The organism is Streptomyces marinisediminis, from assembly GCF_026262575.1.
GTDB lineage: Bacteria > Actinomycetota > Actinomycetes > Streptomycetales > Streptomycetaceae > Streptomyces > Streptomyces marinisediminis.
Window position 1 is genome coordinate 60,753 of sequence record NZ_JAPKFL010000016.1, and the last position, 25,850, is coordinate 86,602.

Annotated in this window: 28 protein-coding genes; 12 read left to right on the forward strand and 16 right to left on the reverse strand. The window is 75.9% G+C overall.

Annotation, left to right across the window (positions count from 1 at the left end):
- Window positions 1-77: 77 nt before the first annotated feature.
- From OSB71_RS14930 to bioB, 5 genes are all read right to left on the reverse strand, one after another.
- Window positions 78-1,112, reverse strand: coding sequence for a hemolysin family protein (locus OSB71_RS14930; protein ID WP_265948444.1), 1,035 nt, complete (start codon window positions 1,110-1,112; stop codon window positions 78-80).
- Window positions 1,109-2,449 (reverse strand): hemolysin family protein, encoded by a 1,341-nt coding sequence (locus OSB71_RS14935; RefSeq protein ID WP_265948446.1) that lies wholly within the window; start codon window positions 2,447-2,449, stop codon window positions 1,109-1,111. Before OSB71_RS14935 ends, OSB71_RS14930 begins: the two co-directional genes overlap by 4 nt.
- Before the next feature lie 481 nt (window positions 2,450-2,930).
- The gene (gene bioD, locus OSB71_RS14940; protein WP_265948448.1) at window positions 2,931-3,659 is read right to left on the reverse strand and encodes a dethiobiotin synthase; all 729 of its coding nucleotides are present in this window, start codon (window positions 3,657-3,659) and stop codon (window positions 2,931-2,933) included.
- Window positions 3,656-5,017 carry an adenosylmethionine--8-amino-7-oxononanoate transaminase gene (locus OSB71_RS14945; RefSeq protein WP_416237265.1) on the reverse strand — a complete coding sequence of 454 codons (1,362 nt, stop codon included), beginning with the start codon at window positions 5,015-5,017 and terminating at the stop codon, window positions 3,656-3,658. The genes bioD and OSB71_RS14945 overlap by 4 nt, the downstream gene beginning before the upstream one ends.
- Entirely contained in the window at window positions 5,010-6,287 is a 1,278-nt protein-coding gene (bioB, locus tag OSB71_RS14950; RefSeq protein WP_265948450.1) for a biotin synthase BioB, read from the reverse strand. The genes OSB71_RS14945 and bioB overlap by 8 nt, the downstream gene beginning before the upstream one ends.
- Window positions 6,288-6,445: 158 nt before the next feature.
- Between bioB and OSB71_RS14955 the strand changes: the two genes are divergently transcribed.
- Entirely contained in the window at window positions 6,446-7,597 is a 1,152-nt protein-coding gene (locus tag OSB71_RS14955; protein WP_265948452.1) for an 8-amino-7-oxononanoate synthase, read from the forward strand.
- A gap of 236 nt (window positions 7,598-7,833) precedes the next feature.
- Window positions 7,834-8,262, forward strand: a complete 429-nt coding sequence (locus OSB71_RS14960) for an ATP-binding protein (RefSeq protein WP_265948453.1) — start codon at window positions 7,834-7,836, stop codon at window positions 8,260-8,262.
- Here the strand turns inward: OSB71_RS14960 and OSB71_RS14965 are convergent, their stop codons facing one another.
- The 5 genes from OSB71_RS14965 to OSB71_RS14985 all read right to left on the reverse strand — a co-directional run bounded on the left by OSB71_RS14965 (window position 8,263) and on the right by OSB71_RS14985 (window position 12,479).
- A complete protein-coding gene (locus OSB71_RS14965) occupies window positions 8,263-8,769 on the reverse strand; it encodes a DUF6328 family protein (protein WP_265948455.1) in 507 nt (168 codons plus the stop codon).
- Between the two features lie 276 nt (window positions 8,770-9,045).
- Window positions 9,046-9,216, reverse strand: a complete 171-nt coding sequence (locus OSB71_RS14970) for a hypothetical protein (RefSeq protein ID WP_265948456.1) — start codon at window positions 9,214-9,216, stop codon at window positions 9,046-9,048.
- Between the two features lie 157 nt (window positions 9,217-9,373).
- Window positions 9,374-10,327, reverse strand: coding sequence for a cytochrome c oxidase assembly protein (locus tag OSB71_RS14975; RefSeq protein ID WP_265948458.1), 954 nt, complete (start codon window positions 10,325-10,327; stop codon window positions 9,374-9,376).
- 150 nt (window positions 10,328-10,477) lie between these two features.
- Window positions 10,478-11,206, reverse strand: coding sequence for a type 1 glutamine amidotransferase (locus OSB71_RS14980; RefSeq protein WP_265948460.1), 729 nt, complete (start codon window positions 11,204-11,206; stop codon window positions 10,478-10,480).
- A gap of 31 nt (window positions 11,207-11,237) precedes the next feature.
- Window positions 11,238-12,479, reverse strand: a complete 1,242-nt coding sequence (locus tag OSB71_RS14985) for a MurT ligase domain-containing protein (RefSeq protein WP_265948462.1) — start codon at window positions 12,477-12,479, stop codon at window positions 11,238-11,240.
- 76 nt (window positions 12,480-12,555) lie between these two features.
- On the opposite strand from OSB71_RS14985, the gene OSB71_RS14990 reads away from it, so the two are divergent.
- Window positions 12,556-12,867, forward strand: a complete 312-nt coding sequence (locus tag OSB71_RS14990) for a peptide deformylase (protein WP_416237266.1) — start codon at window positions 12,556-12,558, stop codon at window positions 12,865-12,867.
- A gap of 19 nt (window positions 12,868-12,886) precedes the next feature.
- Here the strand turns inward: OSB71_RS14990 and OSB71_RS14995 are convergent, their stop codons facing one another.
- Window positions 12,887-13,534 carry a TetR/AcrR family transcriptional regulator gene (locus OSB71_RS14995; RefSeq protein ID WP_265948464.1) on the reverse strand — a complete coding sequence of 216 codons (648 nt, stop codon included), beginning with the start codon at window positions 13,532-13,534 and terminating at the stop codon, window positions 12,887-12,889.
- Window positions 13,535-13,681: 147 nt separating this feature from the next.
- Here OSB71_RS14995 and OSB71_RS15000 point away from each other — a divergent pair, with 147 nt between their 5' ends.
- Entirely contained in the window at window positions 13,682-14,908 is a 1,227-nt protein-coding gene (locus OSB71_RS15000; protein WP_265948466.1) for an acyl-CoA dehydrogenase family protein, read from the forward strand.
- A gap of 541 nt (window positions 14,909-15,449) precedes the next feature.
- Window positions 15,450-16,037: a TIGR03086 family metal-binding protein gene (locus OSB71_RS15005; protein WP_265948468.1), complete on the forward strand. Its 588-nt coding sequence runs from the start codon at window positions 15,450-15,452 to the stop codon at window positions 16,035-16,037.
- Window positions 16,038-16,287: 250 nt separating this feature from the next.
- On the opposite strand, the gene OSB71_RS15010 is transcribed toward OSB71_RS15005, so the two are convergent.
- From OSB71_RS15010 to OSB71_RS15025, 4 genes are all read right to left on the reverse strand, one after another.
- A complete protein-coding gene (locus tag OSB71_RS15010; protein WP_265948469.1) occupies window positions 16,288-16,548 on the reverse strand; it encodes a DUF4235 domain-containing protein in 261 nt (86 codons plus the stop codon).
- A 4-nt stretch (window positions 16,549-16,552) separates the two neighbouring features.
- Complete coding sequence (locus OSB71_RS15015; RefSeq protein WP_265948471.1) at window positions 16,553-16,840, reverse strand: DUF3618 domain-containing protein; 288 nt, start codon at window positions 16,838-16,840, stop codon at window positions 16,553-16,555.
- On the reverse strand, window positions 16,837-17,256 hold the full coding sequence (locus OSB71_RS15020) for a phage holin family protein (RefSeq protein ID WP_265948472.1): 420 nt from the start codon (window positions 17,254-17,256) through the stop codon (window positions 16,837-16,839). Before OSB71_RS15020 ends, OSB71_RS15015 begins: the two co-directional genes overlap by 4 nt.
- 142 nt (window positions 17,257-17,398) lie before the next feature.
- Complete coding sequence (locus OSB71_RS15025; RefSeq protein WP_265948474.1) at window positions 17,399-18,337, reverse strand: Rieske (2Fe-2S) protein; 939 nt, start codon at window positions 18,335-18,337, stop codon at window positions 17,399-17,401.
- Window positions 18,338-18,467: 130 nt separating this feature from the next.
- Here OSB71_RS15025 and OSB71_RS15030 point away from each other — a divergent pair, with 130 nt between their 5' ends.
- The 5 genes from OSB71_RS15030 to OSB71_RS15050 are packed head-to-tail and all read left to right on the forward strand — an operon-like array spanning window position 18,468 to window position 22,103.
- Window positions 18,468-19,088, forward strand: a complete 621-nt coding sequence (locus OSB71_RS15030; protein WP_265948476.1) for a DUF4178 domain-containing protein — start codon at window positions 18,468-18,470, stop codon at window positions 19,086-19,088.
- Window positions 19,085-19,579, forward strand: coding sequence for a DUF2617 family protein (locus OSB71_RS15035; RefSeq protein ID WP_265948477.1), 495 nt, complete (start codon window positions 19,085-19,087; stop codon window positions 19,577-19,579). The genes OSB71_RS15030 and OSB71_RS15035 overlap by 4 nt, the downstream gene beginning before the upstream one ends.
- Entirely contained in the window at window positions 19,576-19,989 is a 414-nt protein-coding gene (locus tag OSB71_RS15040; RefSeq protein WP_265948479.1) for a DUF4247 domain-containing protein, read from the forward strand. The genes OSB71_RS15035 and OSB71_RS15040 overlap by 4 nt, the downstream gene beginning before the upstream one ends.
- A gap of 54 nt (window positions 19,990-20,043) precedes the next feature.
- On the forward strand, window positions 20,044-20,484 hold the full coding sequence (locus OSB71_RS15045) for a DUF350 domain-containing protein (RefSeq protein ID WP_265948480.1): 441 nt from the start codon (window positions 20,044-20,046) through the stop codon (window positions 20,482-20,484).
- Window positions 20,481-22,103, forward strand: coding sequence for a polyamine aminopropyltransferase (locus OSB71_RS15050; protein WP_416237267.1), 1,623 nt, complete (start codon window positions 20,481-20,483; stop codon window positions 22,101-22,103). Before OSB71_RS15045 ends, OSB71_RS15050 begins: the two co-directional genes overlap by 4 nt.
- Window positions 22,104-22,115: 12 nt before the next feature.
- Here the strand turns inward: OSB71_RS15050 and OSB71_RS15055 are convergent, their stop codons facing one another.
- Window positions 22,116-23,522, reverse strand: coding sequence for an NADP-dependent succinic semialdehyde dehydrogenase (locus tag OSB71_RS15055; RefSeq protein ID WP_265948483.1), 1,407 nt, complete (start codon window positions 23,520-23,522; stop codon window positions 22,116-22,118).
- Between the two features lie 260 nt (window positions 23,523-23,782).
- On the opposite strand from OSB71_RS15055, the gene OSB71_RS15060 reads away from it, so the two are divergent.
- Window positions 23,783-24,673: an endonuclease I family protein gene (locus OSB71_RS15060; protein ID WP_265948485.1), complete on the forward strand. Its 891-nt coding sequence runs from the start codon at window positions 23,783-23,785 to the stop codon at window positions 24,671-24,673.
- A gap of 45 nt (window positions 24,674-24,718) precedes the next feature.
- Entirely contained in the window at window positions 24,719-25,846 is a 1,128-nt protein-coding gene (locus tag OSB71_RS15065; protein ID WP_265948486.1) for a carboxylate-amine ligase, read from the forward strand.
- The last annotated feature ends 4 nt before the right edge of the window (window positions 25,847-25,850 follow it).

Genomic DNA, 25,850 nt, shown 5'->3' on the forward strand with positions numbered 1-25,850 from the left:
CCCGGACATGCTACCGAGCGCCGGACGGGCACCGACCGGCCGGTATGCCCGGCCGGGCGCGCCGCCGCGGCACCGGGTCAGCCCGGCCGCGCGCCGCCCGCCGGGCGGCCGCCGACCAGCTCGCGCAGCACGTCCTCCATGGTCACCAGGCCCACCGCACGGCCGTCGTCCCCGATGACCGCCGCGAGGTGGGTGCCGCTCGCCCGCATCGCGCCCAGCACGTCGTCCAGCGGTGTCCGCGTCCCCACCCGGACGATCGGCCGCAGCGCGGAGGCCGGGAACGGCGCGTCGCGCGCGGGCGCGTCCAGCGCGTCCTTGACGTGCAGGTAGCCCACCGCCGCGCCGCTCGCCTGGACCACCGGGAAGCGGGAGTACCCGGTGCGGGCGCTGAGCTCCTCCAGACCCTCGGCGGTGACGCCCGGCGGCGCGGCCACCACCCGGCTGCCCGGGCGCACCACCTCGGCCACCGGACGGCGGCCCAGCACCAGGGCGTCCCGCAGCCGGGCGGTGGCCCGCTCGTCCAGCAGCCCGGCCGCGCTGGAGTCGGCGACGATCCGGCCGAGCTCGTCGTCGGAGAAGGTGGACTCCACCTCGCTGCGCGGCTCCACCCGCAGCAGCCGCAGCAGCGCGTTGGCGAGCGCGTTGACGCCGAAGACCACCGGGCGCAGCGCCCGGGTCAGCGCCGCCAGCGGCGGCCCCAGCAGCAGCGCGGTGCGCTCCGGCTCGGCGAGCGCGATGTTCTTCGGCACCATCTCGCCCAGCAGCATGTGCGCGTAGGTCGCCAGCGTCAGGGCGACCGCGAAGGAGACGGTGTGGGCGAGCGCGCCGGAGACCCCCGCGGCGTGGAAGACCGGCTCCAGCAGGCGCGCCATGGCCGGTTCGGCCACGATGCCCAGGACGAGCGTGGTCAGCGTGATGCCGAGCTGCGCGGTGGCCATGAGCTGCGCGAGGTGCTCCAGGGCCCACAGCACCCGGTGCGCCCGGCGGTCCCCGGCCTGCGCCCGCGGCTCGATCTGGCTGCGCCGCACGGAGATCAGCGAGAACTCGGCGCCGACGAAGAAGGCGTTGAGCGTGATCATCACCGCCCCGGTGACCAGTTGCAGCGCCGTCACGGCCGGTCCGCCCCGCCCGTGCCGCCGGGTGGCTCCGCCGGTCCGCGCAGCAGCAGCCGGGCGGCGCGCCGCCCCTGCACCCCCGTCACCTCCACCCGCCAGCCGGACACCGCCACCGCGTCCCCGCGGACCGGGATGCGGCCCAGCTCGGTGGCCACCAGCCCGGCCAGCGTCTCGTAGGGCCCCTCGGGCGGGTGCAGGCCGATCTCCCGGAGCTGGTCGGTGCGGGCCGCTCCGTCGGCGTCGTAGAGCGGCCGGCCGCCGGGGTCGGTGCCCCGGCGCACCAGATCGGGCGTCTGGGTGGGGTCGTGCTCGTCGCGGACCTCCCCGACGACCTCCTCGACGATGTCCTCCAGCGTCAGCACGCCCGCCGTGCCGCCGTACTCGTCGACGACCACGGCCATGCTGCGCCGCTCGGTCAGCTCGTCCAGCAGCCGGTCGGCCGTCAGCGACTCCGGCACCAGCAGCGGCTCGCGCAGCAGGGTCTCCACCCGCCGCTCCGGCCGCTCCGGCGCGGGCAGGGCCAGGACGTCCTTGACGTGCGCGAACCCCACCACCGTGTCGAGGTTCCCCCGGTAGACGGGGAAGCGGGAGTGGCCGGTGGCCCGGCTGGCGTTGGCCACGTCCTGGGCGGTGGCCGCCACGTCCAGCGCGTACACCCGCACCCGCGGGGTCATCACGTGCTGGGCCGTCAGCTCCGCCAGCCGCAGCGTGCGCACGAACAGCTCGGCGGTGTCCGCCTCCAGCACGCCCTCCTGGGCCGAGTGGCGGGCCAGGGCGACCAGCTCCTGCGGTGAGCGCGCCGAGGCCAGCTCCTCGGTGGGCTGCAGACCCATCCGGCGCAGCAGGCGGTTGGCGGTGTTGTTCAGGTGCCCGATCAGCGGGCGGAACGCCGCGGAGAACAGCCGCTGCGGGGTGCCGACCCTCCTCGCCACCGGCAGGGGCCGGGCGATGGCCCAGTTCTTGGGCACCAGTTCGCCCACGACCATCAGCACGACGGTGGACAGCGCGGTGCCGAGCACCAGCGCCGTCGTGGCGGCCGCGGCCGGCGGAAGGCCCAGGGCCCGGGCGGGGCCGCCCAGCAGCGTGGCGACGGACGGCTCGGCGATCATGCCGATGAGCAGGCTGGTCAGGGTGATGCCCAGTTGCGCGCCGGAGAGCTGGAACGTCAGCGTCCGCACGGCGGCCAGGGCACCGGCCGCGCCCGGTTCCCGCTCGGCGGCCGCCCGCTCCAGCAGGCCCCGCTCCACCGTGGTGAGGGAGAACTCGGCGGCGACGAACAACCCGCAGGCGAGCGTGAGCAGCAGGGCCAGGCCCAGCAGGGCGACCTCGGTCATCCCCGCGCCCCCGCTCCGGGCGGCCGGAGCGCCGGAGGCCGGGTGCGGCATGCGGTGCGGAGCGCTTCGACCATACCGGGACACGTGCCCCTTCCCTCGGATCCCCTCGCAAGTTTCCTCGCAAGCCCGCCAGGTCGCCTCAGCGTACGCGAACCGGCCCGGCCGGCGCCCGGGGACGCGCGGGGGCGCGGCCGGGTCCGGGCGGCGGGCGCGGCCCCGGGGCGACCGCGCGGCGCCCGGCGGGCTGGCACAGGCGCCTGGCCCAGCGGCTCCACCGCGGATCCGGGCGTGACCGGCCGCCGGCCACGCCCGGTGGGCCGACGCGTCGTGGTCGAGCACCACGGCGCCCGCCCGGCCGCTCGTCCTGGCGAGCGCTGTCCGAGCCGCAAGGCGGCCCCGGCCCCGGCGCCGCCCCGGACGCGGGATCAGGCCGACGCGCCGCCCCGGGCCCAGCACCACCCCGCGTCGGCCACCGCGGTGCTCAGCCGCCCTCGGCCCCGCCCCACGGCCGGCCGGGCGGGAGCGGGCCGCGGCCGCCCAGGCCGGGGGCGAGCCAGCCCGGCGCGGCGTGCCGGAACGCCGCCGCGTCCAGCGCCCCGGCGCCGTGCGGGAGCACTCCCGCCAGAGGGGCACCGGCGGCCACCGGCAGGTCGGCGAGGTTGCACCGCGCCGCCAGGTCCGGCCGCTCGGGCCAACTCCCCACCACCACGCCCGGGCACGACAGCCTCCGCGCGCGCAGCGCCTCGGCCGTCAGCGCGGTGGCGTTCAGCGTCCCGAGCCCGGCCGCGGCCACCACGACCACCGGGGCGCCGAGCAGCCCGGCCACGTCGGCGAGGGTGGCGCCCGCGTCGTCGAACCGCACGAGCAGCCCGCCCGCGCCCTCGACGAGCACCAGGTCGTGGTCGGCCTCCAGCGCGGCGACCGCCTCGGCCACCCGGGCCGGGCGCACGAACGGCGCTCCGGCCCGGCGCGCGGCCGTCTCCGGCGCCAGGGGCTCCGGATAGCGCGCCAGCTCCACGCCCGTCACCGCGTCCCCGGCCAGCCGCAGCACCTCGGCGACGTCCCCCGGCTCCCCGGGGGCCACCCCCGTCTGCGCGGGCTTGACCACGGCGACCCGGCGCCCGGCCGCGACGGCGCACGCGGCCAGCGCCGCGACCGTCACCGTCTTGCCGACCTCGGTCCCCGTCCCGCTCACGCACCAGACCGTCACGCGCCGACCCCCGCCCGCGCCGCGGCGACCACGGCGGCACAGATCCGTGCCACGTCCGCGTCACCGGTCACGTACGGCGGCATCGTGTAGACCATGTCGCGGAACGGGCGCAGCCACACCCCGTGGCGCACCGCCGCCCGCGTCGCCGCCGCCATGTCGACGTCGCGCTCCACCTGGACGACGCCGATCGCGCCCAGCACCCGCACCTCCCGCACACCGGGCGCGCCCTCGGCCGCCGCGAGCCCCTCGCGCAGCCCGGTCTCGATGCGGCGCACCTCACCGGCCCAGTCCTGGCCCAGCAGGAGCCCGAGCGAGGCGTCGGCCACCGCGGCGGCCAGCGGGTTGCCCATGAACGTCGGCCCGTGCGCCAGCACCGGCACCTCGCCCTCGCTGATGCCCCGGGCGACCTCGGACGTGCACAGGGTCGCCGCCATGGTGAGGTAACCGCCGGTGAGCGCCTTGCCCACGCACAGCACGTCCGGGCAGACGCCCGCGTGCTCGGCGGCGAACAGCCTGCCGGTGCGGCCGAAGCCGGTGGCGATCTCGTCGAAGACCAGCAGCACCCCGTGCTCGTCACACGCCTCCCGCAGCACCCGCAGGTAGCCGGGTGAGTGGAAGCGCATCCCGCCCGCGCCCTGCACGACCGGCTCGACGATCACCGCCGCCACCTCGTGCGCGTGCGCGGCCACCAGCTCCCTGAGCCGGTCCGCGTAACCCGGGTCCACCGCGGCGTCGAAGCCGGACGGCGGCGGCGGCGCGAACACCTGACGCGGCAGCGCGCCCGACCACAGCTCGTGCATGCCGCCGTCCGGATCGCACACCGACATCGGCTGCCAGGTGTCGCCGTGGTACCCGCCGCGCCAGGTCAGCAGCCGCCGCTTGTCCGGGCGGCCCCGTGAACGCCAGTACTGCAGGCACATCTTGACCGCGACCTCGACCGACACCGACCCGGAGTCGGCCAGGAACACGTGCTCGAGCCCCTCTGGCGTGACGTCCACCAGGCGCTTGGCCAGGCGCACGGCCGGCTCGTGGGTGAGTCCGCCGAACATCACGTGGCTCACGCGCTCCAGTTGCCGGCGCGCCGCCTCGTTGAGCACCGGGTGGTTGTAGCCGTGGACGGCCGACCACCACGAGGACATGCCGTCCACCAGTTCCCGCCGGCCCTCCACCGGCTCGGCCAGCCGCAGGCGCACCCCGGCGGCCGACTCCACCACCAGCGGCTCCTGGCGGCCCGGCATCGGTCCGTACGGGTGCCACACGTGCCGCCGGTCCAGGGCCAGCAGGTCGGCCGTCGCGAGGCCGGGGCCCGCGGCGCCCGCGGCCCCGGGCCCGCCGGCCGTCGACGCGCGCTCAGGCATTGGGCGGCAGGGCGGTACCGGCGCCCCGGCGCCGCACCGTGACCAGGTCCGTGCGCACCGGCCCCGCGCCCTCGGTGGGCGCCCCGGCGGGTGCGCCCACCGGCCGCGCGGCGGCGGGTTCGGCGGTGGGTTCGGCGGTGGGTTCGGCGGCGGGCAGCGCGGGCGCGGACGGCGCCGCCGCGGCCTCCCCGGCGTCACCGGCGTCCCCGCAGGGCGCGCAGCCCCCGCCGGAACCGCAGCCGCCCCCGGCCGCGGCCAGGGCGTCGGCGCGGTGGGCGGGCAGCGTCGTCGTGTCCGCCCCCTCCACCTCGAAGCCGGCGTCCGCGATCATGTCCAGGTCCGCCTTCCCGGCCTGCCCCTCACTGGTCAGGTAGTCGCCCAGGAAGATGGAGTTGGCCAGGTGCAGGGCCAGCGGCTGGAGCGAGCGCAGGTGCACCTCCCGTCCCCCGGCGATGCGCACCTCCGCGTCCGGGCAGACGAACCGGACCATGGCCAGGATGCGCAGCGCGCGCCGCGGGTCGAGGTGCCACTCGCCCTCCAGCGGCGTCCCCTCCATGGGGATGAGGAAGTTGACCGGCACCGAGTCCGGGTCCAGCTCCCGCAGGGCGAAGACGACGTCCACCAGGTCCGCGTCGCTCTCGCCCATGCCCGCGATCAAACCGGAGCACGCCGACATCCCGGCCGCCTGGGCCTGCCGCACCGTGGAGACCCGGTCGTCGAAGGTGTGCGTCGAGCAGATGTCCCGGTAGGTCGACTCGGAGGTGTTGAGGTTGTGGTTGTAGGCGTCCGCGCCGGCCGCGCGCAGCCGCTCGGCCTGGCCGTCGGAGAGCAGGCCGAGGCAGGCGCACACCTCCACGCCCTCGTGCTGCTCCTTGATGGCCGTGATGGTGCGCGAGACCCGGTCCACGTCGCGGTCGGTCGGCCCGCGCCCGCTGGCCACCAGGCACACGCGCTTGGCCCCGCCCGCGAGCCCGGCCCGCGCCGCCTGCGCGGCCTGGTCGGCCCCCAGCCAGGTGTACTTGAGGATGTCCGCCGTCGAACCGAGCCGCTGCGAGCAGTACGTGCAGTCCTCCGGGCACAGCCCGGACTTGAGGTTCACCAGGTAGTTGAGTTTCACCCGCCTCCCGAACCAGTGACGGCGCACCTTGCCCGCCGCGGCCACCACATCGAGCAGGTCGTCATCGGAGGTCGCCAGGACGGCGAGCGCTTCCTCGCGCGTGGGCGGTTCGCGCCGCAGTCCCTTGTCCACCAGCGTGTTCAGCAGGTCCATGGCGCGCATCCTCGCTCACCGACGACGCCCGGGCCAAGCACGCAGAGCACAAGGAGAGCCGATCGAGGTGTGTGGATTACCACACGGTGAGGCCCGCGCCCTGCCGTTAGGTTCGACGGGACCTCTCAGCGCAGGCCGAACCGAAGGAGCGCCCGCCCATGCCCGAGGACCCGTTCGGCTGGCTCGACGCGGCCCGGACGCGCCGTCGGCGCGCCGGACTCGTGCGCGCCGTGCGCCCCAGGCCCGCCGACGACCCGCTGCTGGACCTCGCGGGCAACGACTACCTCGGCCTGGCCCGCGATCCGGCCGTCACCGCCGCGGCCGCCGACGCCGCACACCGCTGGGGCGCGGGCGCCACCGGTTCGCGCCTGGTCACCGGCTCCACCGCCCTGCACGCCGAACTGGAGGCCGAACTCGCCGCGTTCTGCGGCTTCGAGGCGGCCCTGGTCTTCTCCAGCGGCTACGCCGCCAACCTCGCCGCCGTCAGCGCGCTGGGCCCGGCCGGCGGCCTGGTGGTCTCCGACGCCGACAACCACGCCTCCCTCATCGACGGCTGCCGGCTGGCCCGCGCCCGTACGGTGGTCGTGCCCCACGCCGACCCCGCAGCGGTGGCCAAGGCGCTGGACGGCCACACCGGCCCCGCCCTGGCCGCCACCGACGCCGTCTTCTCCGTGGACGGCGACGCCGCGCCGCTGGCCGCGCTGGCCGAGGTCTGCGCCCACGCCGGTGCCGCGCTGCTGGTGGACGACGCGCACGGCCTCGGCGTGCTCGGCGACGGCGGACGCGGCACGCCGCACGCCGCCGGACTGGCCGGTGCCGACGGCACGGTCGCCACCGTCACCCTGTCGAAGTCCCTGGGCAGCCAGGGGGGCGCGGTCCTCGGCCCCGCCCCCGTCATCGAGCACCTGCTCAACACCGCCCGCACGTTCATCTTCGACACCGGGCTGGCCCCCGCCGCCACCGGCGCCGCGCTGGCCGCGCTGCGCCTGCTGCGCGCTGAGCCGGGCCGCGCCCGCCGGGTGCGCGAGGTGGCGCGCGCGCTGCACACCGGCCTGACCGCCGCGGGCCTGACCGCCGCCCGCCCGGACGCCGCCGTCGTCTCCGTGCGCGCCCCCTCGCCGCAGGCCGCGCTGGACTGGGCCGCGCGGTGCCGCGCTTCGGGGCTCGCGGTCGGCTGCTTCCGCCCGCCCTCCGTACCCGACGGCATCTCAAGGCTGCGCCTGACCGCCCGCGCCGACCTGACCGGCGCCCAGATCGACCGGGCCCTGCGCACGATCGCCGGCACCGCTCCGGAGGGGGCCGGCCGCTAGACGGGCGCACCCGCGCGGGAGCGCTCCCACCCAGCGCGCATAGCGCGGCGGCGGCCCCGGGAAGGTGCGGGAGCCACGGAGTTCACCGCTTCGGGCGACAGCCTCCGCAGGGCGCCGCGCCCCGCCGTGCCGACTGGCAGGCTGACGCCCCGAGGCCGTTCGCGGGCGGCTCGGCGCACGCCGCCGCCCGCTGTCCAAAGCCCCGCCCTCCGTCCCCGCCCCGAAGGTCCCCGCACATGGCCGACCGCCTGGAATCGTCCCTCACCCTGCCCAGCCTCCCCGCGTCGGTGCGCACGGCACGCGACCACGTCGTCGGCGTCCTGGCCGAGTGGGGACCGCCGAGCGGCGCCGCCACCGCTGAAACGGTTCGCCTGATCGTCTCGGAGCTGGCGACCAACGCCGTCCTGCACACCGCCGGCGCGTCGCCGGTGTTCACCGTGGAGCTGCGGCTGGAGCGCGACGAGCTCCTGAGCATCGGTGTCCGCGACAGCCACCCGCGCCGCCCCCGGCGCCTCCCGGCGGCCGTGCAGCAGGACAACGGGCGCGGTCTGGTCATCATCCGGTCGCTCACCGCCGAGGTCGGCGGCGCGCTGGACGTCGAGCCGACCGAGGACGGCGGCAAGACCGTCCGGATCACCCTGCCCTGGCGTCCCGGCCCGCCCTGATCACCGCGGTGGCGCCTCGGGGGGCTCCGTCCGGCGGGCGTGGGCGCGCCGCACCCGCCACGGGACGAGCGCCCACAGCGCGGCGCAGGCGGCGAACGTCGCCCCGCCCGCGGCGAGACCGGCGCCCCGGCCCAGCACGAAGTCCACCACCAGGAGCACCGCACCGGTCAGGGCGAGCGCCAGCACCCCCAGCCCCACGGCGGCCAGCCGCGCCGACACCTCCACCACACGCCGCTTGGCGCCCCGGCGGAACAGCACCCGGTGCAGCACGGCCGGTGCGGTGAACAGCATGGCCGCCAGCGCGGCGAGCAGGAGCGTGGTGATGTACGTGGCGCGCTGGACGTCGTCCAGCTCGGGGAAGCGGGGGGTGAACGCCAGCGTCAGGAGGAAGGCGAAGAGGATCTGCACGCCGGTCTGGATGACGCGCAGTTCCTGCAGCAGCTCCGCGAAGTTGCGGTCGTCGCGTTCGAAGGGCGTCTCGTTGCGGAGTGCGTGGTGGGCGGTCATGCCGGACGGCTGTCCCGGATCGCTCGGTTTACGCATCCCCACCGCCCTCGGACCTCACCAGCGCGGCGGGCCGGCGAGGGGCGGACGGCCAACCGGCGACACCGACGGCGCCCCGGCGGCGGCGCGGAAGCGGCCCGGGCCCCGGTCGCGCGACCGGGGCAGCGCCGCCAGCGGCCGGGGACCACCGCCGCGCCTCCGCCGCCGGTGCCCGGGCGCCGCCCGCGCCCGTCCGGCCGGTGCGCGGAGCGGCGGGCGGGCCGGGCGCGGGCGGCGGGGTCAGCGGTGCGGGGAGGGCCCCCGCACGGTGGCCAGGCCGAGGGTGACCATCCCGAGCACCACCCACGCGAACCACAGCCAGCCACTCCCGCCCACCGCCACGGTGTAGGCCGTGGCCAGCACGAGCGTGGCGACCGTGGCCACCGCCATCGACTTCGTCCCCGAGGCCATCGTCGCGCCACCTCCTCGCGGGGCCGGGCGGCCACGGTGACCGCTCCGCGCCACGTGTCCATGGTCCCGCCGCAGCCGCCCCCGCGCCACCGCCCCACAGGCCGCTCCGAGCGCCGGGCCGCCGAGCCGGCACCGGAGCGGGCGGCCGCCGGGCGGGCTACCGCCCCGCGCGGGTCTGGAGCGAGGCGAGGTAGGCGTTGTACGCGGCGAGCTCCCGGTCCCCGTCGCGGTCGGCCCTGCGGTCCTGGCGCCGGGCCTGCCGCTGCTCGGAGACGTACCACTGGAACATCAGCGCGATCAGCACCAGGACCGAGGGGATCTCGCTGAACGCCCAGGCGATGCCGCCCGCCGCGTTCTGGTCGTCCAGCGCGGTCACGCCGAGCGAGGCGGGCGGATCGGCGTAGGTGCCCACCAGCGGCTCGGTGCCCATCATCAGCGCGATGCCGAAGAAGGCGTGGAAGGGCATGCCGGCGAACAGCTCCAGCATCCGCATCACGTACCCGGGCCGGTGCGGACCGGGGTCCACGCCCATGATCGGCCAGAAGAAGATGAGGCCCACGGCCAGGAAGTGCACCATCATCGCCAGGTGCCCGGCCCGCGAGGCCATCAGGAGGTCGAACAGCGGCGTGAAGTACAGCCCGTAGAGGCTGGCGATGAACAGCGGAATGGTGAACACCGGGTGGGAGATCACCCGCACGTACCGGCTGTGCAGGACGGCCACGAGCAGCTCACGCGGGCCGCGGCGACCGCGCGGGGCCGTGGGCAGCGCCCGCAGCGCGAGCGTCACCGGAGCGCCGAGCAGCAGCAGGATTGGCGAGAGCATGCTGATCACCATGTGCTGCACCATGTGCACGCTGAAGAGCACCATGCCGTACTCGTTCAGCGCCGTGCACATCACCAGGACGAGGGTGAGCACACCGGCCGCGAAGGACAGCAGCCGGCCGAGGGGCCAGCCGTCCCCGCGCCGCCGCAGGCGCAGCACGCCCCAGCCGTACAGGGCGAGCGTCAGCACGCTGCCCACCAGGAAGAACGGCTCGCCGGTGAACTCCAGGCCGCGTTCGAGTGTGAACGGGGGCAGGTCCGCCGTCATGCCGTGTCCGCCGTGATCCATCCGCAACGCTCCTGGTTCGTACCGATCGCCCGGACCAGAGTAGAACCGCCCCCGGCCGTGGCGGCGGCCGGGGGTGTCCGGACGGGGGAGTCCGAGCGGGGGAGGAGCGGTCGGGGCGCGGGCGGGCCGGGGGAGTGGCGGCCGGAGCCGTCAGGCCGGCTGGGTGGCCGCCGCGATCCGCTCGGCCCGCAGCGCCTCGTACCAGCGGTCGTCCACCGGCGGCAGCGCGTTGACGTCCAGCGCCAGCTTCACCAGCAGGTCGGCGATCAGCGGGTTGCGGGCGAGGACGGGGCCGTGCATGTAGGTGCCGAACACGGTGTCGTTCCAGGCGCCCTCGGTGCCGTCCCCGGTCCCGTTGCCCTGGCCGAAGCGCACCCGGGCCAGCGGGCGGGCCGTCGGCCCGAGGTGGGTGATGCCCTGGTGGTTCTCGAAGCCGGTGAGCTGCGGCAGGCGCAGCCGCTCGTCGACGTCGCCCAGCACGTCGCCCACGCAGCGCTCCCCGGTCCCGCGCGTGGAGGTGACGTCGAGCAGGCCGAGCCCGGGCTGCCGCTCGCCCTGGTCGTTGACGAACTCGTGGCCGAGGATCTGGTAGCCGGCGCACACCGAGAAGACGATCGCGCCGTTGTCCACGGCCCGCTGCAGGCCGCCGTCGCGCACCAGCCGCTCGGCGGCCAGCCGCTGCGGACGGTCCTCGCCGCCGCCGATCAGGTAGATGTCGCCGGAGGTGGGCACCGGCTGGTCGGAGCGGACGTCCACGCGCTGGACGCCGAGCCCGCGCTGCTGCGCGCGGCGCCCCACGACCAGCACGTTTCCCTGGTCCCCGTAGGTGCTCAGCAGGTCGGGGTAGATCCACACGACCCGCAGGCTGCTGTCGCTCATGCTCGTACCTCTTCTTGACGGGTGGCCGGGTTCAGTTGCCGACGACGCGGCGCAGGTCCTGGAAGGCGGTGTAGTTGGCGATGGCCTCGATCCGGCCGGGCGGGCAGCGGCGCACCGCCTCCTCGGCGTCCTGGCAGACCTGGAAGTCCACGCCCGCGACCTCCAGGCGCACCGCCAGGTCCAGCTTGCGGTCGCCGATGACGCAGATCGGGTGGCCGGCCAGGCGCCCGTAGTCCACGTCCCACAGCCAGGAGGTGTCGGTGCCGTCGGCGCCGCGCGCGTTGACCGAGAGGATCACCGGGGCGGGCGGCGGGTCGATGAGCGAGAACGTCTCCAGCCACCCGGCCGGGTTCTTCGCCAGCAGCAGCCGCACCTCGCGGCCCTGGTAGGAGACGACGTCGTAGCGCCCGGCCACGGCCGTCACCGAGAACATCCGCTCCAGGGCGACCTGCGGGGGGACGCCGAAGACCGCGGCCACGGCCGCCGAGGTGGTGGCGTTCGCCTTGTTCGCGCGGCCCGGGAGCTGCAGGCGGATGGGCCAGGCCGAGCCGTGCGGGTCCAGCACGTGGTCTCCGGAGAGCGCCCAGCTCGGCGCGGGGCGGCGAAAGCCGCACTCGCCGCAGGCCCACTCCTCGCCCGGGCGCTGGAGCACGCCGCCGCACGAGGGGCACGACCAGGCGTCGTCCTTCCACTCCTGCCCGGCGGCCACCCACAGCACGTTGGCGCACGAGGACGCCGCCCACACCACCAGCGGGTCGTCGGCGTTGGCGATGACGACGGCCTTGGACCCGGCCAGCCCCTCGCGCCACCGCTCGGCCAGCATCCGCGTCTCCGCGGCGCGGTCGAGCTGGTCGCGGGAGAGGTTCAGCAGGGCGATGGCCTTGGGCGTCACGTCCTGGGCCACGGTGGCCAGGTACTTCTCGTCCACCTCGATCACGCCGAACCGGGCGCTGGAGCCGCCGGCCAGCGCGGAGGTGATGCCCGCGGGCATGTTGGCGCCCAGCGCGTTGGAGACCACTTCCTCGCCCGTTCCGCGCAGCGCCTCGGCGATGAGCCGCGTGGTGGTCGTCTTCCCGTTGGTGGCGGAGACGAGCACGACGTCCAGGTGGGCGGCCAGGCGCGCCAGCAGGTCGGGGTCGAGCCTGAGCGCGACCCGGCCGCCGATGACTGATCCGCTCCCGCGGCCCGCCGCACGCGACACCGCCGCCGCGGCCCTGCCCGCCGTCACCGCCAGTTTGGCGCGCGGCGTCAGCGGTTCCGGGTTGCCCGACATCGTCGTTGATCCTCCTTGCGCTTCGGTCACACTGCACCCTACCGAGAACTGCCCCGACGACGAGGACCGGCGCCACGTGGGCCACCTGGTCAACCCGCGGGTCGTCGAGCGCGGGGGAGCGGTGGTGCGCGGCCCGGAGGGCTGCCTGTCGCTGCCCGGCCTGGAGGCGGCCACGCAGCGGGCCGACGTCGTGCGCGTCGCCGGGCACCGCGCGGACGGCACCCCGGCGGAGGTGCGGGGCACGGGCTTCTTCGCCCGCTGCCTGCAGCACGAGTGCGACCACCTGGACGGCGTCGTCTACGCCGACCGCCTCGGCGGCCTGCGCGCGCGCCGCCTGCGCCGCGCCGCGGCCCGCGCGGGGCTGGCCTGGCCGCCGGGCGGGCGGTGAGCGGGTCGCCTCGCGCCCGTCAGAAGCCGGGGCCGCCCACGCGGTCACCGGCCGCCGCCAGCCGTCCCCACAGCAGGTCGGCGAGGTGGCGGACGAGCTGGGCGCGCGAGCAGGGGCGGTCGGTCAGCCACCAGTCCCCGGCGGCGTGCATCATGCCGACGATGCCGTGGCCCCACACCCGGGCCAGCTCCGTGCTCTGCGGGCCGAGGTCGACCCGTTCGTCGATGACCTTCGCCAGCTCCTCGCCCAGCCGCCGCAGCAGCGGGGCCGTCTGCTGCCCGGCGGCGAAGCCGGGCTCGCCCCGGGAACCGCCCTCGGCCGGGTGCATCAGGAACCGGTACACCTGCGGGCGCGCCTCGATCGCGGCCAGGTAGGTGTCGAGTGTGTTCTCCACACGCTCGCGGCGGTCGGCGGGCGCGTCCAGCGCCTCGCGCAGCGAGGCCAGCAGGGCGTCGGTGTGCCGCACGGCCAGCGCCCGGTACAGCCCGCCCTTGTCGCCGAAGTGCCGGTAGAGGATGGGCTTGGTGATGCCCGCCTCGGCGGCGATGGCGTTCATCGAGGCCTCCGGGCCCTCCCGCATCACCACGCGGTTGGCGGCCTCCAGCAACTCCTCGCGTCTGCGTTCGGAGGCGCTGCCGCGCCGCTCGTCCTGGGCTTTGGTCTCCATGCTTCACTCCCCGCCCGTGCTCGTGCGCTGCCCGCGCAACGTAGCACTCCGCCGCTGCCGGGCCCGTGAACCGCGGGAAGGTTGACATTCGCTACTGGGCAGTAACAGACTGCGTTACTTCAAGTAACAGTTAAGCGGAGGGCCCCGATGACCGAGTTCGCGCTCGACCTCAACGACGAACAGAAGGAAGTGCGGCAGTGGCTGCACGGCTTCGCCGCCGACGTGATCCGCCCCGCCGCCGCCGAGTGGGACGAGCGCGAGGAGACGCCGTGGCCCATCATCCAGGAGGCCGCGAAGATCGGCCTGTACTCCCTGGACTTCTACGCCCAGCAGTTCTTCGACCCCACGGGTCTGGGCATCCCGATGACGATGGAAGAACTGTTCTGGGGTGACGCGGGCATCGCGCTGTCCATCGTGGGCACCGGCCTGGCCGCCGTGGGCGTCGTCGCCAACGGCACCGAGGAGCAGGTCGCCACCTGGGTCCCGCAGATGTACGGCGACGCGCAGGACGTCAAGGTGGCCGCCTTCTGCTCCTCCGAGCCCGACGCCGGCTCCGACGTCGCCTCGATGCGCACCCGCGCCGTCTACGACGAGGCCAAGGACGAGTGGGTGCTCAACGGCACCAAGACCTGGGCCACCAACGGCGGCATCGCGAACGTGCACGTCGTCGTCGCCGTCGTCGACCCGGACCTGGGCTCCAAGGGCCACGCCTCCTTCATCGTGCCGCCGGGCACCCCGGGGCTCTCCCAGGGGCAGAAGTTCCTCAAGCACGGCATCCGCGCGTCACACACCGCCGAGGTCGTGCTGGAGGACGTCCGCGTGCCCGGGAGCTGCCTGCTGGGCGGCAAGGAGAAGCTCGACGAGCGCCTGGCCCGCGCCCGGGAGAGGGCCAGGCAGGGCGGCGAGCGGGTGAAGAACGCGGCGATGGCCACCTTCGAGGCGTCCCGCCCCGCGGTCGGCGCCATGGCGGTCGGCACGGCCCGCGCCGCCTACGAGGTGGCGCTCGACTACGCCAGGACCCGCGAGCAGTTCGGCCGTCCGATCATCGACAACCAGGGCGTCGCCTTCCAGCTCGCCGACATGCGCACCCAGATCGACGCCGCCCGGCTGCTGGTGTGGCGCGCCTCGTGGATGGCCACCACGGGCAAGCCGTTCGAGGCGGCCGAGGGCTCCATGTCCAAGCTGTACGCCAGCGAGGTCGCCAAGAACGTCACCGCGCAGGCCATCCAGATCCTCGGCGGCAACGGCTACACCCGCGAGTACCCGGTCGAGCGCATGCACCGGGACGCCGCGATCTACACCATCTTCGAGGGCACCAGCGAGATCCAGCGCCTGGTGATATCCCGCACCGTCTCCGGCGTGAGCATCCGCTGACGCTCACCGCCGGCCGGCCACGGCCCCGCGCCGCCGCCCCCGCGTACCAGGGCGCGCGCCGCGGGGCCGTGCGCGTTCTCGCCCGCCCCGCGCCCTGTGCGCGCCCGCCCGCCCCACCGACGCGCCCCGCCTCGCACCGGCCCCGTCGACCGGCCCGGCTCACGGGGCCCACAGGGGATGCGCCGCGTGCCAGGCCGGGCCGCGCCGGCCGCGCACCGTGGGCCGGGGGAACGCGCCGCGCCCGGCCCGGGTCCCGCGGTTCCCCGGCGTCGAGCGGGCCGCCGAACGCCCGCCGTGCGCCGCGGGCGCCGGATCCGGCCTCGCGGCGCCGGGGCCGGGGCGGGAGGCCGGACCGGGTCTTCGGGAGTTCGCCGCGCACCGGGCGGGGCCGGGGCGCCCGCCGGGGCGCCCCGGTCCGTGCGCCGGGCTGCGGGCCGCCCGCCCGGCAGCGCCGTGTGGCGGGCGCGGCGATGAGTTCGGCGGCCGCGCGCCGTCGGTAAGGGCGAGACACCCCACCGATCCGGCACGCCCAGGAGCAGCCATGTCCCAGACCACCTCCCTCGCGGGTCAGGCCCAGCACGTGGCCGACCTGCTGCCCGGCGTCGAGGACGCCCGGCTCGACGCCCGCACCCCCTGCGCCGACTACACCGTCGCGGACCTCCTCCAGCACCTGCTGGAACTCGCCGAGGCGTTCACCGACGCCGCCGCCAAGCGCAGCACGCCCCTGACCGCCGAGGCTCCGCAGCCCCCGGGCGACGCCCTGGTGCCGGAGTGGCGCACCCGGCTGCCCGAGCGGCTCACCGCCCTGGCCGATGCCTGGCGCGACCCCGGCGCCTGGGAGGGGACCACCCAGGCGGGGGGCATCGAACTCCCCGGCGAGCAGGCCGGGGTCATCGCCCTCAACGAGCTCCTGGTGCACGGCTGGGACCTGGCCCGGGCCACCGGGCAGCCCTACTCGGCCGACCCGGCCGCCGTCCGCACCTGCCTCGCCTTCCTCGACGGCTTCGACGGCTCCGGCGAGGAGGGCCTGTTCGGCCCGCGCGTGCCCGTGCCGGACACCGCCCCGGAGCTGGACCGCGTCATCGGCCTCAGCGGCCGCGACCCGGGCTGGCCGGGTACCGCGGGCTGACCGGCCCGCGCCCTCGCCGGCCGCCCCCGTCACCCTCGCCGCCCGCCCGGCGCTCGCGCGCCGGGGCCGGGCGCGCGACGGGACCGCGCCCGCGGCCCGGGGGTGCCCGGAGCGCTCCGCCCCGGGACCGGCCGCCGGGACCGGTGCCGGAACCGCCGACCGGAACCGGGACCGCGCGGTGAGCGCCCCGCGCACAGCGGTGGCGGGCGGTGCCGCACGGCACCGCCCGCCACCACGTCCCACGCGAAAGTCAGGCGGCCCCGCGGTGCCGCACCCGGCGCGCCCCGACCACCCCACCGCGCTGTATCACGGCCTTGACCAGCGCGAAGATCGCACCGTGCACGGCCGCGGCCGTCAGCACCTCGCGCCAGCTCCGCTCGACGTCCGTCGCGTCCGGCGCGTCGTCGTCACCGGAGACGACCTTCCACACCCGCTTGAAGACCGCCCCGGCGACCACGCCGCCCAGGACACCCATCAGCAGGCTCGCCGCCCGGTTCACCACCTTCAGCACGCCGTCACCACTTCCCGTACCGCTTGCCCAGCAACCACACCGCCACGGCGGCCGCCACCGCCCCGGCCGCGAGCAGCGGCCCGCGGTTCTCCCGCCCGCGTTCGGCCGCCACGGCCGCCGCGTAGTGGGCCTGTTCCCTGGTCTCCGCCGTCTTGCGGTGCGCCATGGCCTTCACGTCGGCCTTCGCCGCCAGTTCGGCCACCGTGTCCCCGAGCTGCGCCCGGGCCTGCTCGACCTGCTCGCGCAGCCGTCGCGGGTCGTCGGCGTGATCGGCGCCGGAGGGAGGTGTCATCGGTGCGCCCTTTCCTTGATCTCCCGGATGTCGGCCTTGACCCCGCCGATCGCCTCCTGGGGCGCCACCGGCGTGGCCTGGCGCAGCTCCTTGCGCCCCGCCAGCGCCAGGACGCCGGTCACCAGCAGCAGCACGCCGCCGATGATCAGCGCGGACGCCCACACGGGGAGCACCAGGGCCAGCGCCGCGATCGCGCCGGCCACGAGCGCCTGCAAGGCCACGAAGCCCACCAGCGCCGCGCCGCCGAACATGCCACCGCCCAGCCCGGCCCGCTTGCCCTTCCGCGTGAGTTCCGCCTGCGCCAGCCGCATCTCCTGGCGCACCAGCTCCGAGAGCTGCTGGGACGCCCGCTCCACCAGCTCGCCCACCGACGCCTCGTGCGCGTCGGTGGGCCGGCGGCGCACTGATCCGATCATGCCGTCCTCCTCGCTGCTTGCCTCGCGCCACGCCGGGTGCCCCGGTCGGCACCGCCCTACGCCCCGCGCCCCACGGGCGGCGGCACCCGCCTCACCCGTGCGGGGCACCCGGGGCGACGCCCCGCACCGGTCGGCCGCGTCCTCAGTCACGCAGCCGCAGGTGGACGCGGCCCTCCACGATCCGGGCCTCGAACGCCGGCTGCGGGGCCGTGGCCGGGCCCTGGACGTTCCAGCCGTCGCTGAGGCGGAAGGTGCTGCCGTGCCAGGGGCACCGCACGCACCCGTCGGCGATCTCGCCCTGCGCCAGCGGGCCGCCCAGGTGGCTGCACTGTTCGACCAGCGCGCGCACCGTCGGAGTGCCCTCGCGGTCCTCGCGCACCACCATCACCGGCACCTCGCCCACCGTGCGCCGCACCACTTCCCCCGGGGGGAAGTCGGCGAGCTCACCGACCGGCTGCCAGCCCGAGGGCACCCGGGCCGCCAGCCCCTCGGCGTGGTTGGCGCCCACCGCCTGCCGGTAGGCCAGGTGCCCGCCGAGTGCGCCGCCGGCCCCCACCACCGTGAGCCCGGCGAACCCCAGCAGGCGGCCGAGCCCGTGCCGCCCGACGCCGCGCGCGCCCAGGGACCCCGCGTAGAGCGCCACCGCGCCGATGTTGCACACCGCGTGCACCAGGCCCACCCGCTGCTGGGGCGGCCGCAGTTCGGCCCAGTCGGCCCAGCCCGCCACCGCCGCGGGCCCGGCGCCGGCCAGCCCGAGCGCCACCAGCGCCCCGGCTCCGCGCCGTTGCCCCGGCAGCACGTCCAGCGCCGCCGCGGACAGCCACGCCCCGATGGGGAGCTGCACCATCAGCGGGTGCACCGGGTGCCCCAGCCAACGGCCGTGCAGCGCGTCCCTGGCCCGGCCGAGCGGCGCCTTTTTCACCCAGGTGCGCAGCTTCGCCGACGCACCGTCCAGCTCGGTGGCCCGCTCCAGCCGGTCCACCGCCGACATCACCCGTCCCGGCCCGTCGGCCGACGGCAGGACGCGGCGCGCCGCCCGCCGTGCCGCGGACCCCGTGTGCCCTGTGTACTTGGTCGCCATGGGGCGCCGGGTTCCCGTGGCGACCGGGGGGCAAACAGGCGGCCGCCGACCCGCCCCACCGGCCGCCCGCGCGCGCTATGCCATACTCGGCCGGGCTTGCCGCAGGTTCCAGGGAAGTCGGGGGATCAACGTGAAGCTTCTGCTTGCCCTCCTGGCGGTCGTCGTCGTGACGGCCGTCGTCATCGCGTTGCTGCGCAGACGCCGCGCCGTGGTGCCCTCCGCGCCGGTGGCGCCGCGCGACCCGTTCGCCCCCGAGGACAGCACCGCGGGCGACCCGCGGCTGCTGAAGGCCGGGGACATGGTGGAGTACCTGGGGGAGCGGATGTTCGTACGCGGCTCCCTGCGGCTGACCGAGGGCGGCTACACCTGGTCCGAGCACTTCCTCGACACGATGGACGGCACCGACGCCGGTCGCCGCTGGCTGTCGGTCGAGGAGGACCCCACGCTGGAGGTCTACCTGTGGGCGGAGTACCAGGGCGAGGAGGAACTCACCCCCAGCCGCACTCCGCTGACCGTCCACGGCGTCACCTACCACCGCAGCGAGCACGGCACCGCCTCCTACCGCTCGGAAGGGACCACCGGCCTGGGCGAGTCCGGCCGGGTGGAGTACGCCGACTACGACGGCCCCACCGGCCGCGCCCTCGCCTTCGAACGCTTCCTGGGCGACCAGGGCCGCGGCAGCTGGGAGGCCTCGCTCGGCGAGCGCGTGCCGGAGGGCACCCTCACCATCTACCCGGGCAGCGGCGTGTGAGCGGCATAGCCCTGGCCGCCCCCTATCTCGACACCGATGCCGACCAGTTGTCCTTCACCCTCGACCTCCCCGCCCGCCCCGCGCTGGCGGTGCGCGAGGTGAGCGTGGACGGGCTTCCGGTGCGCCTGCGGCTGCTGGGCGCCTCCCACCAGGTCCTCGCCGGCCCCGTCCGCGAGACGGTGGCCTGCCTGCCCGGCACCGACGGGGGCCTCCCGCCCGAGCTGGTGCGCCGGTTCCCCCAGTGGAACTACCGCTTCAGCGCCCGCGTCCTCCACTACCCCGGGCAGCGCTTCACCGACCGCGTGCGCCGCCTGCACGCGGAGACGGCGGCGGACCCGCGCGCGCTGTGCGGCGTCTTCCCCGGCTGCCCGGACGCCGTCACCGCCCTGACGGTGCGACGGCACGGGAACGGCGTCGGCTGGCACACCTGGCACACCTACCCGCAAAGCCGCCGGATCGTCACCACGCACACCCGGCTGGAGGCCCGATGAAGACCGTCCGCACCGCCACCGCGACGCTGCTGGCCACCACCCTGCTCACCGGGCTCTCCGCGTGTTCCAGCGACAGCGACCGCCGGGTCGCCCCGCGCGGCTGGATCGCCCGGCACTACCAACCCAGCGACAGCGGCTACCTCGACCGCACCGACGGGCCGCGGAAGGTGGCCGACGAGATCACCGGAGAGCGCAAGGCCATCGCGCGGCGCACCAGCCGGGGCTGGGTCCTTCTGCGCTACGACGACGACATCGTCGCCATCAGCCCCAAGGGCTCCGGCAGCCGCATCGACGTCGACGACTACCGCGACGGGCACCGCCGCTGGAACACCTACATCGGCAACGCCTGGCCCGCTCCGGGCAGCGGCGGCGGAGACTTCCGCGGCGGCGGCCCCGGCTCCGGCAAGTAGGCTCCCCCTCCCTCATCCGCACCACGCACCACGCGTCATGTCGAAAGGCTCCCCGTGACCGCAGAGATCCTCGAGTCGGCGGGCACCGCCCTGCTCTACGGCCTCGTCGGCTTCGTCGTCCAGGCCATCGGCTTCATCGCCCTGGACCTCGTCACCCCCGGCAAGCTGGTCCACGTCGCCTGGACCGAGCGCAACAAGGGGGCCGCGGTCCTGCTGGCCGCCCAGACCCTGGCCATCGGACTGGTCATCGCCGACGCCATCGCCGCGAGCGAGTCCCAGGAGGGGCTGGGCTACGGGCTGCTGAGCACCGCCGCCTACGGCCTGGCCGGGGTCGTGATGATGACGCTGGCGGGCGCCGTGGTCGGACTGCTCACCCCCGGCCGCATCGGGGAGACCGCGCTGAACGACGACGGGGGCCGCCCGCACCCCGCGGCCTGGGTGCAGGGCGCGGTGTATCTCGGCACCGCGTTCATGGTCGGCGCCGCGCTGACCTGACCGCCCCCATGAGCACCGCCCCGCCCGCGGCTCCCCAGAGCACCGCCCCGCCCGCGGCCCCGGCGACGCGGCTGCCCCGGTTCCTGCTGCTGCTCGCGGTGTTCCTGTGCGCCGCGTGCGGCCTGGTCTACGAGCTGGCCCTGACCGCGCTGGGCAGCTACCTCCTCGGCAACTCCGTCCTGCAGACCTCCGTCGTCATCTCGGTCATGGTCTTCGCCATGGGCGTCGGCTCGCTGGCCGCCAAGCCGCTGCGCCACCGCCCCGTGGGCTCCTTCGCCGTCATCGAGGGGCTGCTGGCCCTCGTCGGCGGCCTGTCCGTCCTCACCCTCTACGTCCTGTTCGCCTGGCTGCGCGTCTACACCCCGGCGATGATCGTCATCGCCTTCGTCGTCGGCGCCCTCATCGGCGCCGAGATCCCGCTGCTGATGACCCTGCTGCAGCGCATCCGGCGGCAGGAGGCCGACAGCGCGGTGGCCGACATGTTCGCGGTGGACTACATCGGCGCCCTGCTGGGCGGCCTGTGCTTCCCGCTGCTGCTCCTGCCGACCTTCGGTCAGCTCAAGGGCGCCCTGGTGGTCGGGGCCGTCAACGCCGTCGCGGGCGTCATCGTGGTCCTGTGGATCTTCCGCCGCCAGGTGCGCCGGGTCGTGCGCGGCGCGCTGCTGGCCGGGGTGGCCGGCGTGCTCGCCGTGCTGGGGACGGCCTACGCCTTCGCCGAGGACATCGAGGTCACCGCCCGCCAGCAGCTCTACCGGGACCCCATCGTGCGCGCCGAGAGCACCCCCTACCAGGAGATCGTCCTCACCCGCGAGGCCACCTTCACCGGAGAGCGGGACCTGCGGCTGTTCCTCAACGGCGACCTGCAGTTCTCCTCCGTGGACGAGTACCGCTACCACGAGGCGCTGGTGCACCCGGCCCTGTCCGGCGCGCGCTCCTCCGTCCTGGTGCTGGGCGGGGGCGACGCCCTGGCCGTGCGCGAGGTACTGCGCTACCGCGACGTCCGCGACGTCACCCTGGTCGACCTCGACCCGGCGATGACCCGCCTGGCCCGCTCCTTCGCCCCGCTGCGCGAACTCAACGGCGACGCGCTGGCCGACCCGCGCGTCGACGTCGTCAACGCCGACGCCTTCACCTGGCTGCGCGACGCCACGCGGACCTACGACGCGGTCGTCATCGACTTCCCCGACCCCGACACCGCGGCCCTGGCGAAGCTGTACTCGGTGGAGTTCTACCACCTGCTCTCGGGCGTGCTCGGCGACGACAGCCGCGTCGTCGTGCAGGGCGGCTCGCCCTTCTTCGCGCCCAAGACCTTCTGGTCGATCGCCGCCAGCATCGAACGGGCCGGGTACGCGGTCACCCCCTACCAGGTCGACGTGCCCAGCTTCGGCAACTGGGGCTTCCTGGCCGCCACCCCGCGCGGGACCCCGGACGGCACCGGGCCGGGCCGGGCCCCGCTGGAGCTGTCCGCCGACGCCCCGCCCCTGCGCTTCCTGGACGCGGACGTGCTGCGCGCCGCCGCCGTCTTCCCCGTCGACCGGCGCCCGCGCGAGGTGCGCCCCAGCACGCTGATGGACCCGGCCGTCCTGGAGTACACCCGGCACGAGTGGCAGGCCTACTGACCCGGCCGCCGGTCAGCCGCTGCTCTTGCGCGCGCCGTACCACACGGTCGTCACCTCGCAGAACTCCTTGATGCCGTGCCCGGACAGCTCCCGCCCGTAGCCGGAGCGCTTGGTGCCGCCGAAGGGCATGCCGGGGTGCGAGGCCGTCATGCCGTTGAAGTACACCCCGCCGGCCCGCAGGTCGGCGATCAGCCGCTCCTGCTCGGCCGCGTCGTTCGTCCAGGCGTTGGAGCTGAGCCCGAACGGGGTGTCGTTGGCCACCGCGATCGCCTCATCCAGATCGGCCACCCGGTACAGCGTCGCCACCGGACCGAACGCCTCCTCGCGGTGGATGCGCATCGACGGGGTGATGTCGGCCAGCACCGTCGGCTCGTAGTACCACCCCCGTTCCAGGTGCGGGGGCCGGCGCCCGCCGCACAGCGTGGTGGCCCCCTGCGCGGTGGCGTCCTCGACCAGCTCCTCCAGGTCCGCGCGCCCCTGCTCGCTGGAGAGCGGCCCGACGTCGGTGCCCTCGGCCGTCGGGTCGCCCACCCGCAGGGCGGCCATCCGCTCGGTGAAGCGGGCGGCGAACTCCTCGTAGACGTCGCTGTGCACGATGAACCGCTTGGCCGCGATGCAGGACTGGCCCGCGTTCTGCACGCGCGCGGTCACGGCGGTGCGCACCGCCTCCGACAGCTCCGCCGAGGGCATGACCACGAACGGGTCGCTCCCGCCCAGCTCCAGCACGGTCTTCATGATCTCGTCGCCCGCGATGGCGGCGACCGAGCGGCCGGCCGGCTCCGAGCCGGTCAGCGTCGCCGCCGCGACCCGCTCGTCCCGCAGCACCGACTCGATGGCCGACGAGCCCACCAGCAGCGTCTGGAAGCAGCCGGGCGGGTAGCCCGCGCGCCGGAACAGGTCGTCCAGGTACAGCGCCGTCTGCGGCACGTTGGAGGCGTGCTTGAGCAGCCCGACGTTGCCCGCCATCAGCGCCGGCGCGGCGAACCGCACCACTTGCCACAGGGGGAAGTTCCACGGCATGACCGCCAGCACCACGCCCATCGGCCGGTAGCGCACGAACGCCCGGGACGCGCCGGAGTCCTCCACGTCGAAGGCGTACGGCTCCTCGTCCGCCAGCAGGGCCTGCGCGTGGTCGGCGTACCAGCGCATCGTCTTCACGCACTTGGCGACCTCCGCCGCGGCCGCGGGCAGCGGCTTGCCCATCTCGGTGGTGATGACCCGGGCCACCTCCTCCGCGTCGCCTTCCAGCAGGTCGGCCGCCCGCCGCAGGAGCCGGGCGCGCTCGGGGAAGCCGGTCGTGCGATGGGTCTCGAAGGCCTCCGCGGCCCGGGCGAGGCGCGCCTCGACCTCCTCGGCGTCCAGCGCCTGGAAGGTCTTGAGCGTCTCGCCGGTTGCCGGGTTCACCGTGGCGATGGCCATGTTGCAGCCTCCTTCGGGCAGTGACACACCCCGGGACGCCCCGGGGCCCGGCGACGAGTACCCACTTCCGGCGACTATCGCGCATCGCCGCGCCCGTCGGCCGGGGCCCGCGACGGAACGGCATCCACCCGCCACCGGACGTTCACGCTCCGGCACCACCGGGCATGTCACGCTCACCACTGACCCGTTCACGTCAAGCTCGTCGACGCCGCCCGGCACCCCGGCCACCGCGCGCGTCGGACACCGGAAGGGACCCCCGCATGCCCGTGCCGCGCACCCCACGCCGACGGCCGGCCCTCGCCACCGGAGCCGCCGCCCTCGCCACCGCGGCCCTCGCCGGCCTGGCCGCCGCCGCGCCCGCCGCCCCCGCGCCCGCCGCCCCCGCGCCCCCGGCCGCCGCCGAGCGCGCCGAGCCCGGGGGCTCCTCCGCCCTCTCCGGCTCCGCCGACTACTCCGCCGGCTCCTCCGCCGACTACTACGACTCCGCCCACGGCAAGACCGGCGCCGAGCTGAAGGCCGCCCTGCACGCGATCGTCAGCGACCAGACCACGCTCACCTACAGCCAGGTCTGGGCCGCCCTGCGCGTCACCGACGAGGACCCGGCCAACCCCGCCAACGTCGTCCTGCTGTACTCCGGGCGCTCCCTGAGCGAGTACGACAACGGCGGCGACCGCGACGAGTGGAACCGCGAGCACGTGTGGGCCAAGTCCCACGGCGGCTTCGGCACGGCACCGGGCCCGGGCACCGACGTCCACCACCTGCGTCCCACCGCCGTGCCCGTCAACGGCATCCGCGGCAACAAGGACTTCGACCACGGCGGTGCTCCCGTCGCGGGCGCGCCGGGCAACCTCACCGACGCCGACTCCTTCGAGCCGCGCGACGCGGTCAAGGGCGACGTCGCCCGCATGCTGTTCTACATGGCCGTCCGCTACGAGGGCGGCGACGGCTTCGCCGACCTGGAGCTCAACGACTCGACGGCCAACGGCTCCAGCCCCTACCAGGGGCGCCTGTCCGTGCTCAGGCAGTGGCACGACCAGGACCCGCCCGACGCCTTCGAGAAGCGCCGCAACGACCTCATCCACCAGCGGTTCCAGCACAACCGCAACCCCTTCGTCGACCACCCCGAATGGGTCGCCCACATCTGGCCGTGACGATCCCCCCGATTCGGCCTCCCGCCACGGGGTACCCCGTCCGCCGTGAACGAGGACGCGGCACCGGGAGGGCACACCATTGGAGTGGAGGAGGAGTTCCTCCTCGTCGACGCGGCCACCGCCCGGCCGGCGCCGGGCGCTGCGGCCGTGCTCGCGCGGGCCGGGGCGGGTGAGCCCGACGCCGACGGTGCGGGGCTGAAGGGAGAGCTCTTCCTCACCCAGGTGGAGTCGGCCAGCCCCGTGTGCACCGGCCTGGCCGAGCTGGCCGACCGGCTCGCCGCCGCCCGGGCGCGGCTCGCCGCGGCGTCCCGGGCCGAGGGCCTGCGCCTGGTCCCCTCCGCCAGCCCCGTCCTGACCGACGGCAGCCCCCGACTGGCCCCGGGGCCGCGCCTGGCCGCCATCGTCGAGCGCTACGGCGACGTCCTCGCCGACTACCAGGTGTGCGGCTGCCACGTGCACGTCGGCGTCCCCGACCGGGACACCGCGGTCGCCGTCGTGCGCCGCCTGCACCCCTGGCTGCCCACCCTGCTGGCCCTGTCGGCGAACTCGCCCTACCACGCGGGGCGGGACAGCGGGTACGCCAGTTGGCGCATGGTCGAGCAGTCCCGGCTGCCCGGCTCCGGCGTCGCCCCGCCCTTCGCCGACGCCGCCGAACACGACGCGGCCGTGCGGGCCCTGGTCGACGCGGGCGCGCTCATCGACGCCCGCATGAGCTTCTGGCTCGCCCGGCCCTCCGGCTGGCTGCCCACCGTGGAGTTCCGGGTCGCGGACACCGCCGCCACCACGGACGAAGCCGTCCTCCAGGCCGCCCTGTGCCGCGCCCTGGTGCGCCGGGCCCTCGGCGACATCGCCGCCGGCCGCCCCGAGCCGCCCCACGACGCGCAGCTCGCGGCCGCGGCCGTCTGGGCGGCCGCCCGGCACGGCCTGAGCGGTCCCGGCGTCGACCTGCGCACCGGGCGACCGGCCCCGGCCACCGCACTGCTGGACGACCTGCTGGACCATCTCGCACCGGCCCTGGAGGACACCGGCGACGCCCCCACCGTGCACCGCCTGCTGCGCTCCGTCACCCGGCACGGCACCGGTGCCGCACGCCAGCGCCGCGCCCACGCCGACGGCGGCCCCAGCGCCGTCGTGCGGTACCTGGCCGGCCAGACCGAAGCGCGACTGGAGTGATCCC

What these genes read in the sequence shown, in the direction of transcription:
- OSB71_RS15005 (WP_265948468.1), top strand. Translation starts at nt 15,450, where the DNA reads ATGTCCCAGACCACCTCCCTCGCGGGTCAGGCCCAGCACGTGGCCGAC.
- OSB71_RS14965 (WP_265948455.1), bottom strand. Translation starts at nt 8,769, where the DNA reads ATGACCGCCCACCACGCACTCCGCAACGAGACGCCCTTCGAACGCGAC.
- OSB71_RS14975 (WP_265948458.1), bottom strand. Translation starts at nt 10,327, where the DNA reads ATGGATCACGGCGGACACGGCATGACGGCGGACCTGCCCCCGTTCACA.
- bioB (WP_265948450.1), bottom strand. Translation starts at nt 6,287, where the DNA reads ATGGACCTGCTGAACACGCTGGTGGACAAGGGACTGCGGCGCGAACCG.
- OSB71_RS15025 (WP_265948474.1), bottom strand. Translation starts at nt 18,337, where the DNA reads ATGGCGACCAAGTACACAGGGCACACGGGGTCCGCGGCACGGCGGGCG.
- OSB71_RS15060 (WP_265948485.1), top strand. Translation starts at nt 23,783, where the DNA reads ATGCCCGTGCCGCGCACCCCACGCCGACGGCCGGCCCTCGCCACCGGA.
- OSB71_RS14980 (WP_265948460.1), bottom strand. Translation starts at nt 11,206, where the DNA reads ATGAGCGACAGCAGCCTGCGGGTCGTGTGGATCTACCCCGACCTGCTG.
- OSB71_RS14955 (WP_265948452.1), top strand. Translation starts at nt 6,446, where the DNA reads ATGCCCGAGGACCCGTTCGGCTGGCTCGACGCGGCCCGGACGCGCCGT.
- OSB71_RS14935 (WP_265948446.1), bottom strand. Translation starts at nt 2,449, where the DNA reads ATGACCGAGGTCGCCCTGCTGGGCCTGGCCCTGCTGCTCACGCTCGCC.
- OSB71_RS14960 (WP_265948453.1), top strand. Translation starts at nt 7,834, where the DNA reads ATGGCCGACCGCCTGGAATCGTCCCTCACCCTGCCCAGCCTCCCCGCG.
- OSB71_RS14995 (WP_265948464.1), bottom strand. Translation starts at nt 13,534, where the DNA reads ATGGAGACCAAAGCCCAGGACGAGCGGCGCGGCAGCGCCTCCGAACGC.
- OSB71_RS15000 (WP_265948466.1), top strand. Translation starts at nt 13,682, where the DNA reads ATGACCGAGTTCGCGCTCGACCTCAACGACGAACAGAAGGAAGTGCGG.
- OSB71_RS15040 (WP_265948479.1), top strand. Translation starts at nt 19,576, where the DNA reads ATGAAGACCGTCCGCACCGCCACCGCGACGCTGCTGGCCACCACCCTG.
- OSB71_RS14985 (WP_265948462.1), bottom strand. Translation starts at nt 12,479, where the DNA reads ATGTCGGGCAACCCGGAACCGCTGACGCCGCGCGCCAAACTGGCGGTG.
- OSB71_RS15015 (WP_265948471.1), bottom strand. Translation starts at nt 16,840, where the DNA reads ATGACACCTCCCTCCGGCGCCGATCACGCCGACGACCCGCGACGGCTG.
- OSB71_RS14970 (WP_265948456.1), bottom strand. Translation starts at nt 9,216, where the DNA reads ATGGCCTCGGGGACGAAGTCGATGGCGGTGGCCACGGTCGCCACGCTC.
- OSB71_RS14945 (WP_416237265.1), bottom strand. Translation starts at nt 5,017, where the DNA reads ATGCCTGAGCGCGCGTCGACGGCCGGCGGGCCCGGGGCCGCGGGCGCC.
- OSB71_RS15020 (WP_265948472.1), bottom strand. Translation starts at nt 17,256, where the DNA reads ATGATCGGATCAGTGCGCCGCCGGCCCACCGACGCGCACGAGGCGTCG.
- OSB71_RS15055 (WP_265948483.1), bottom strand. Translation starts at nt 23,522, where the DNA reads ATGGCCATCGCCACGGTGAACCCGGCAACCGGCGAGACGCTCAAGACC.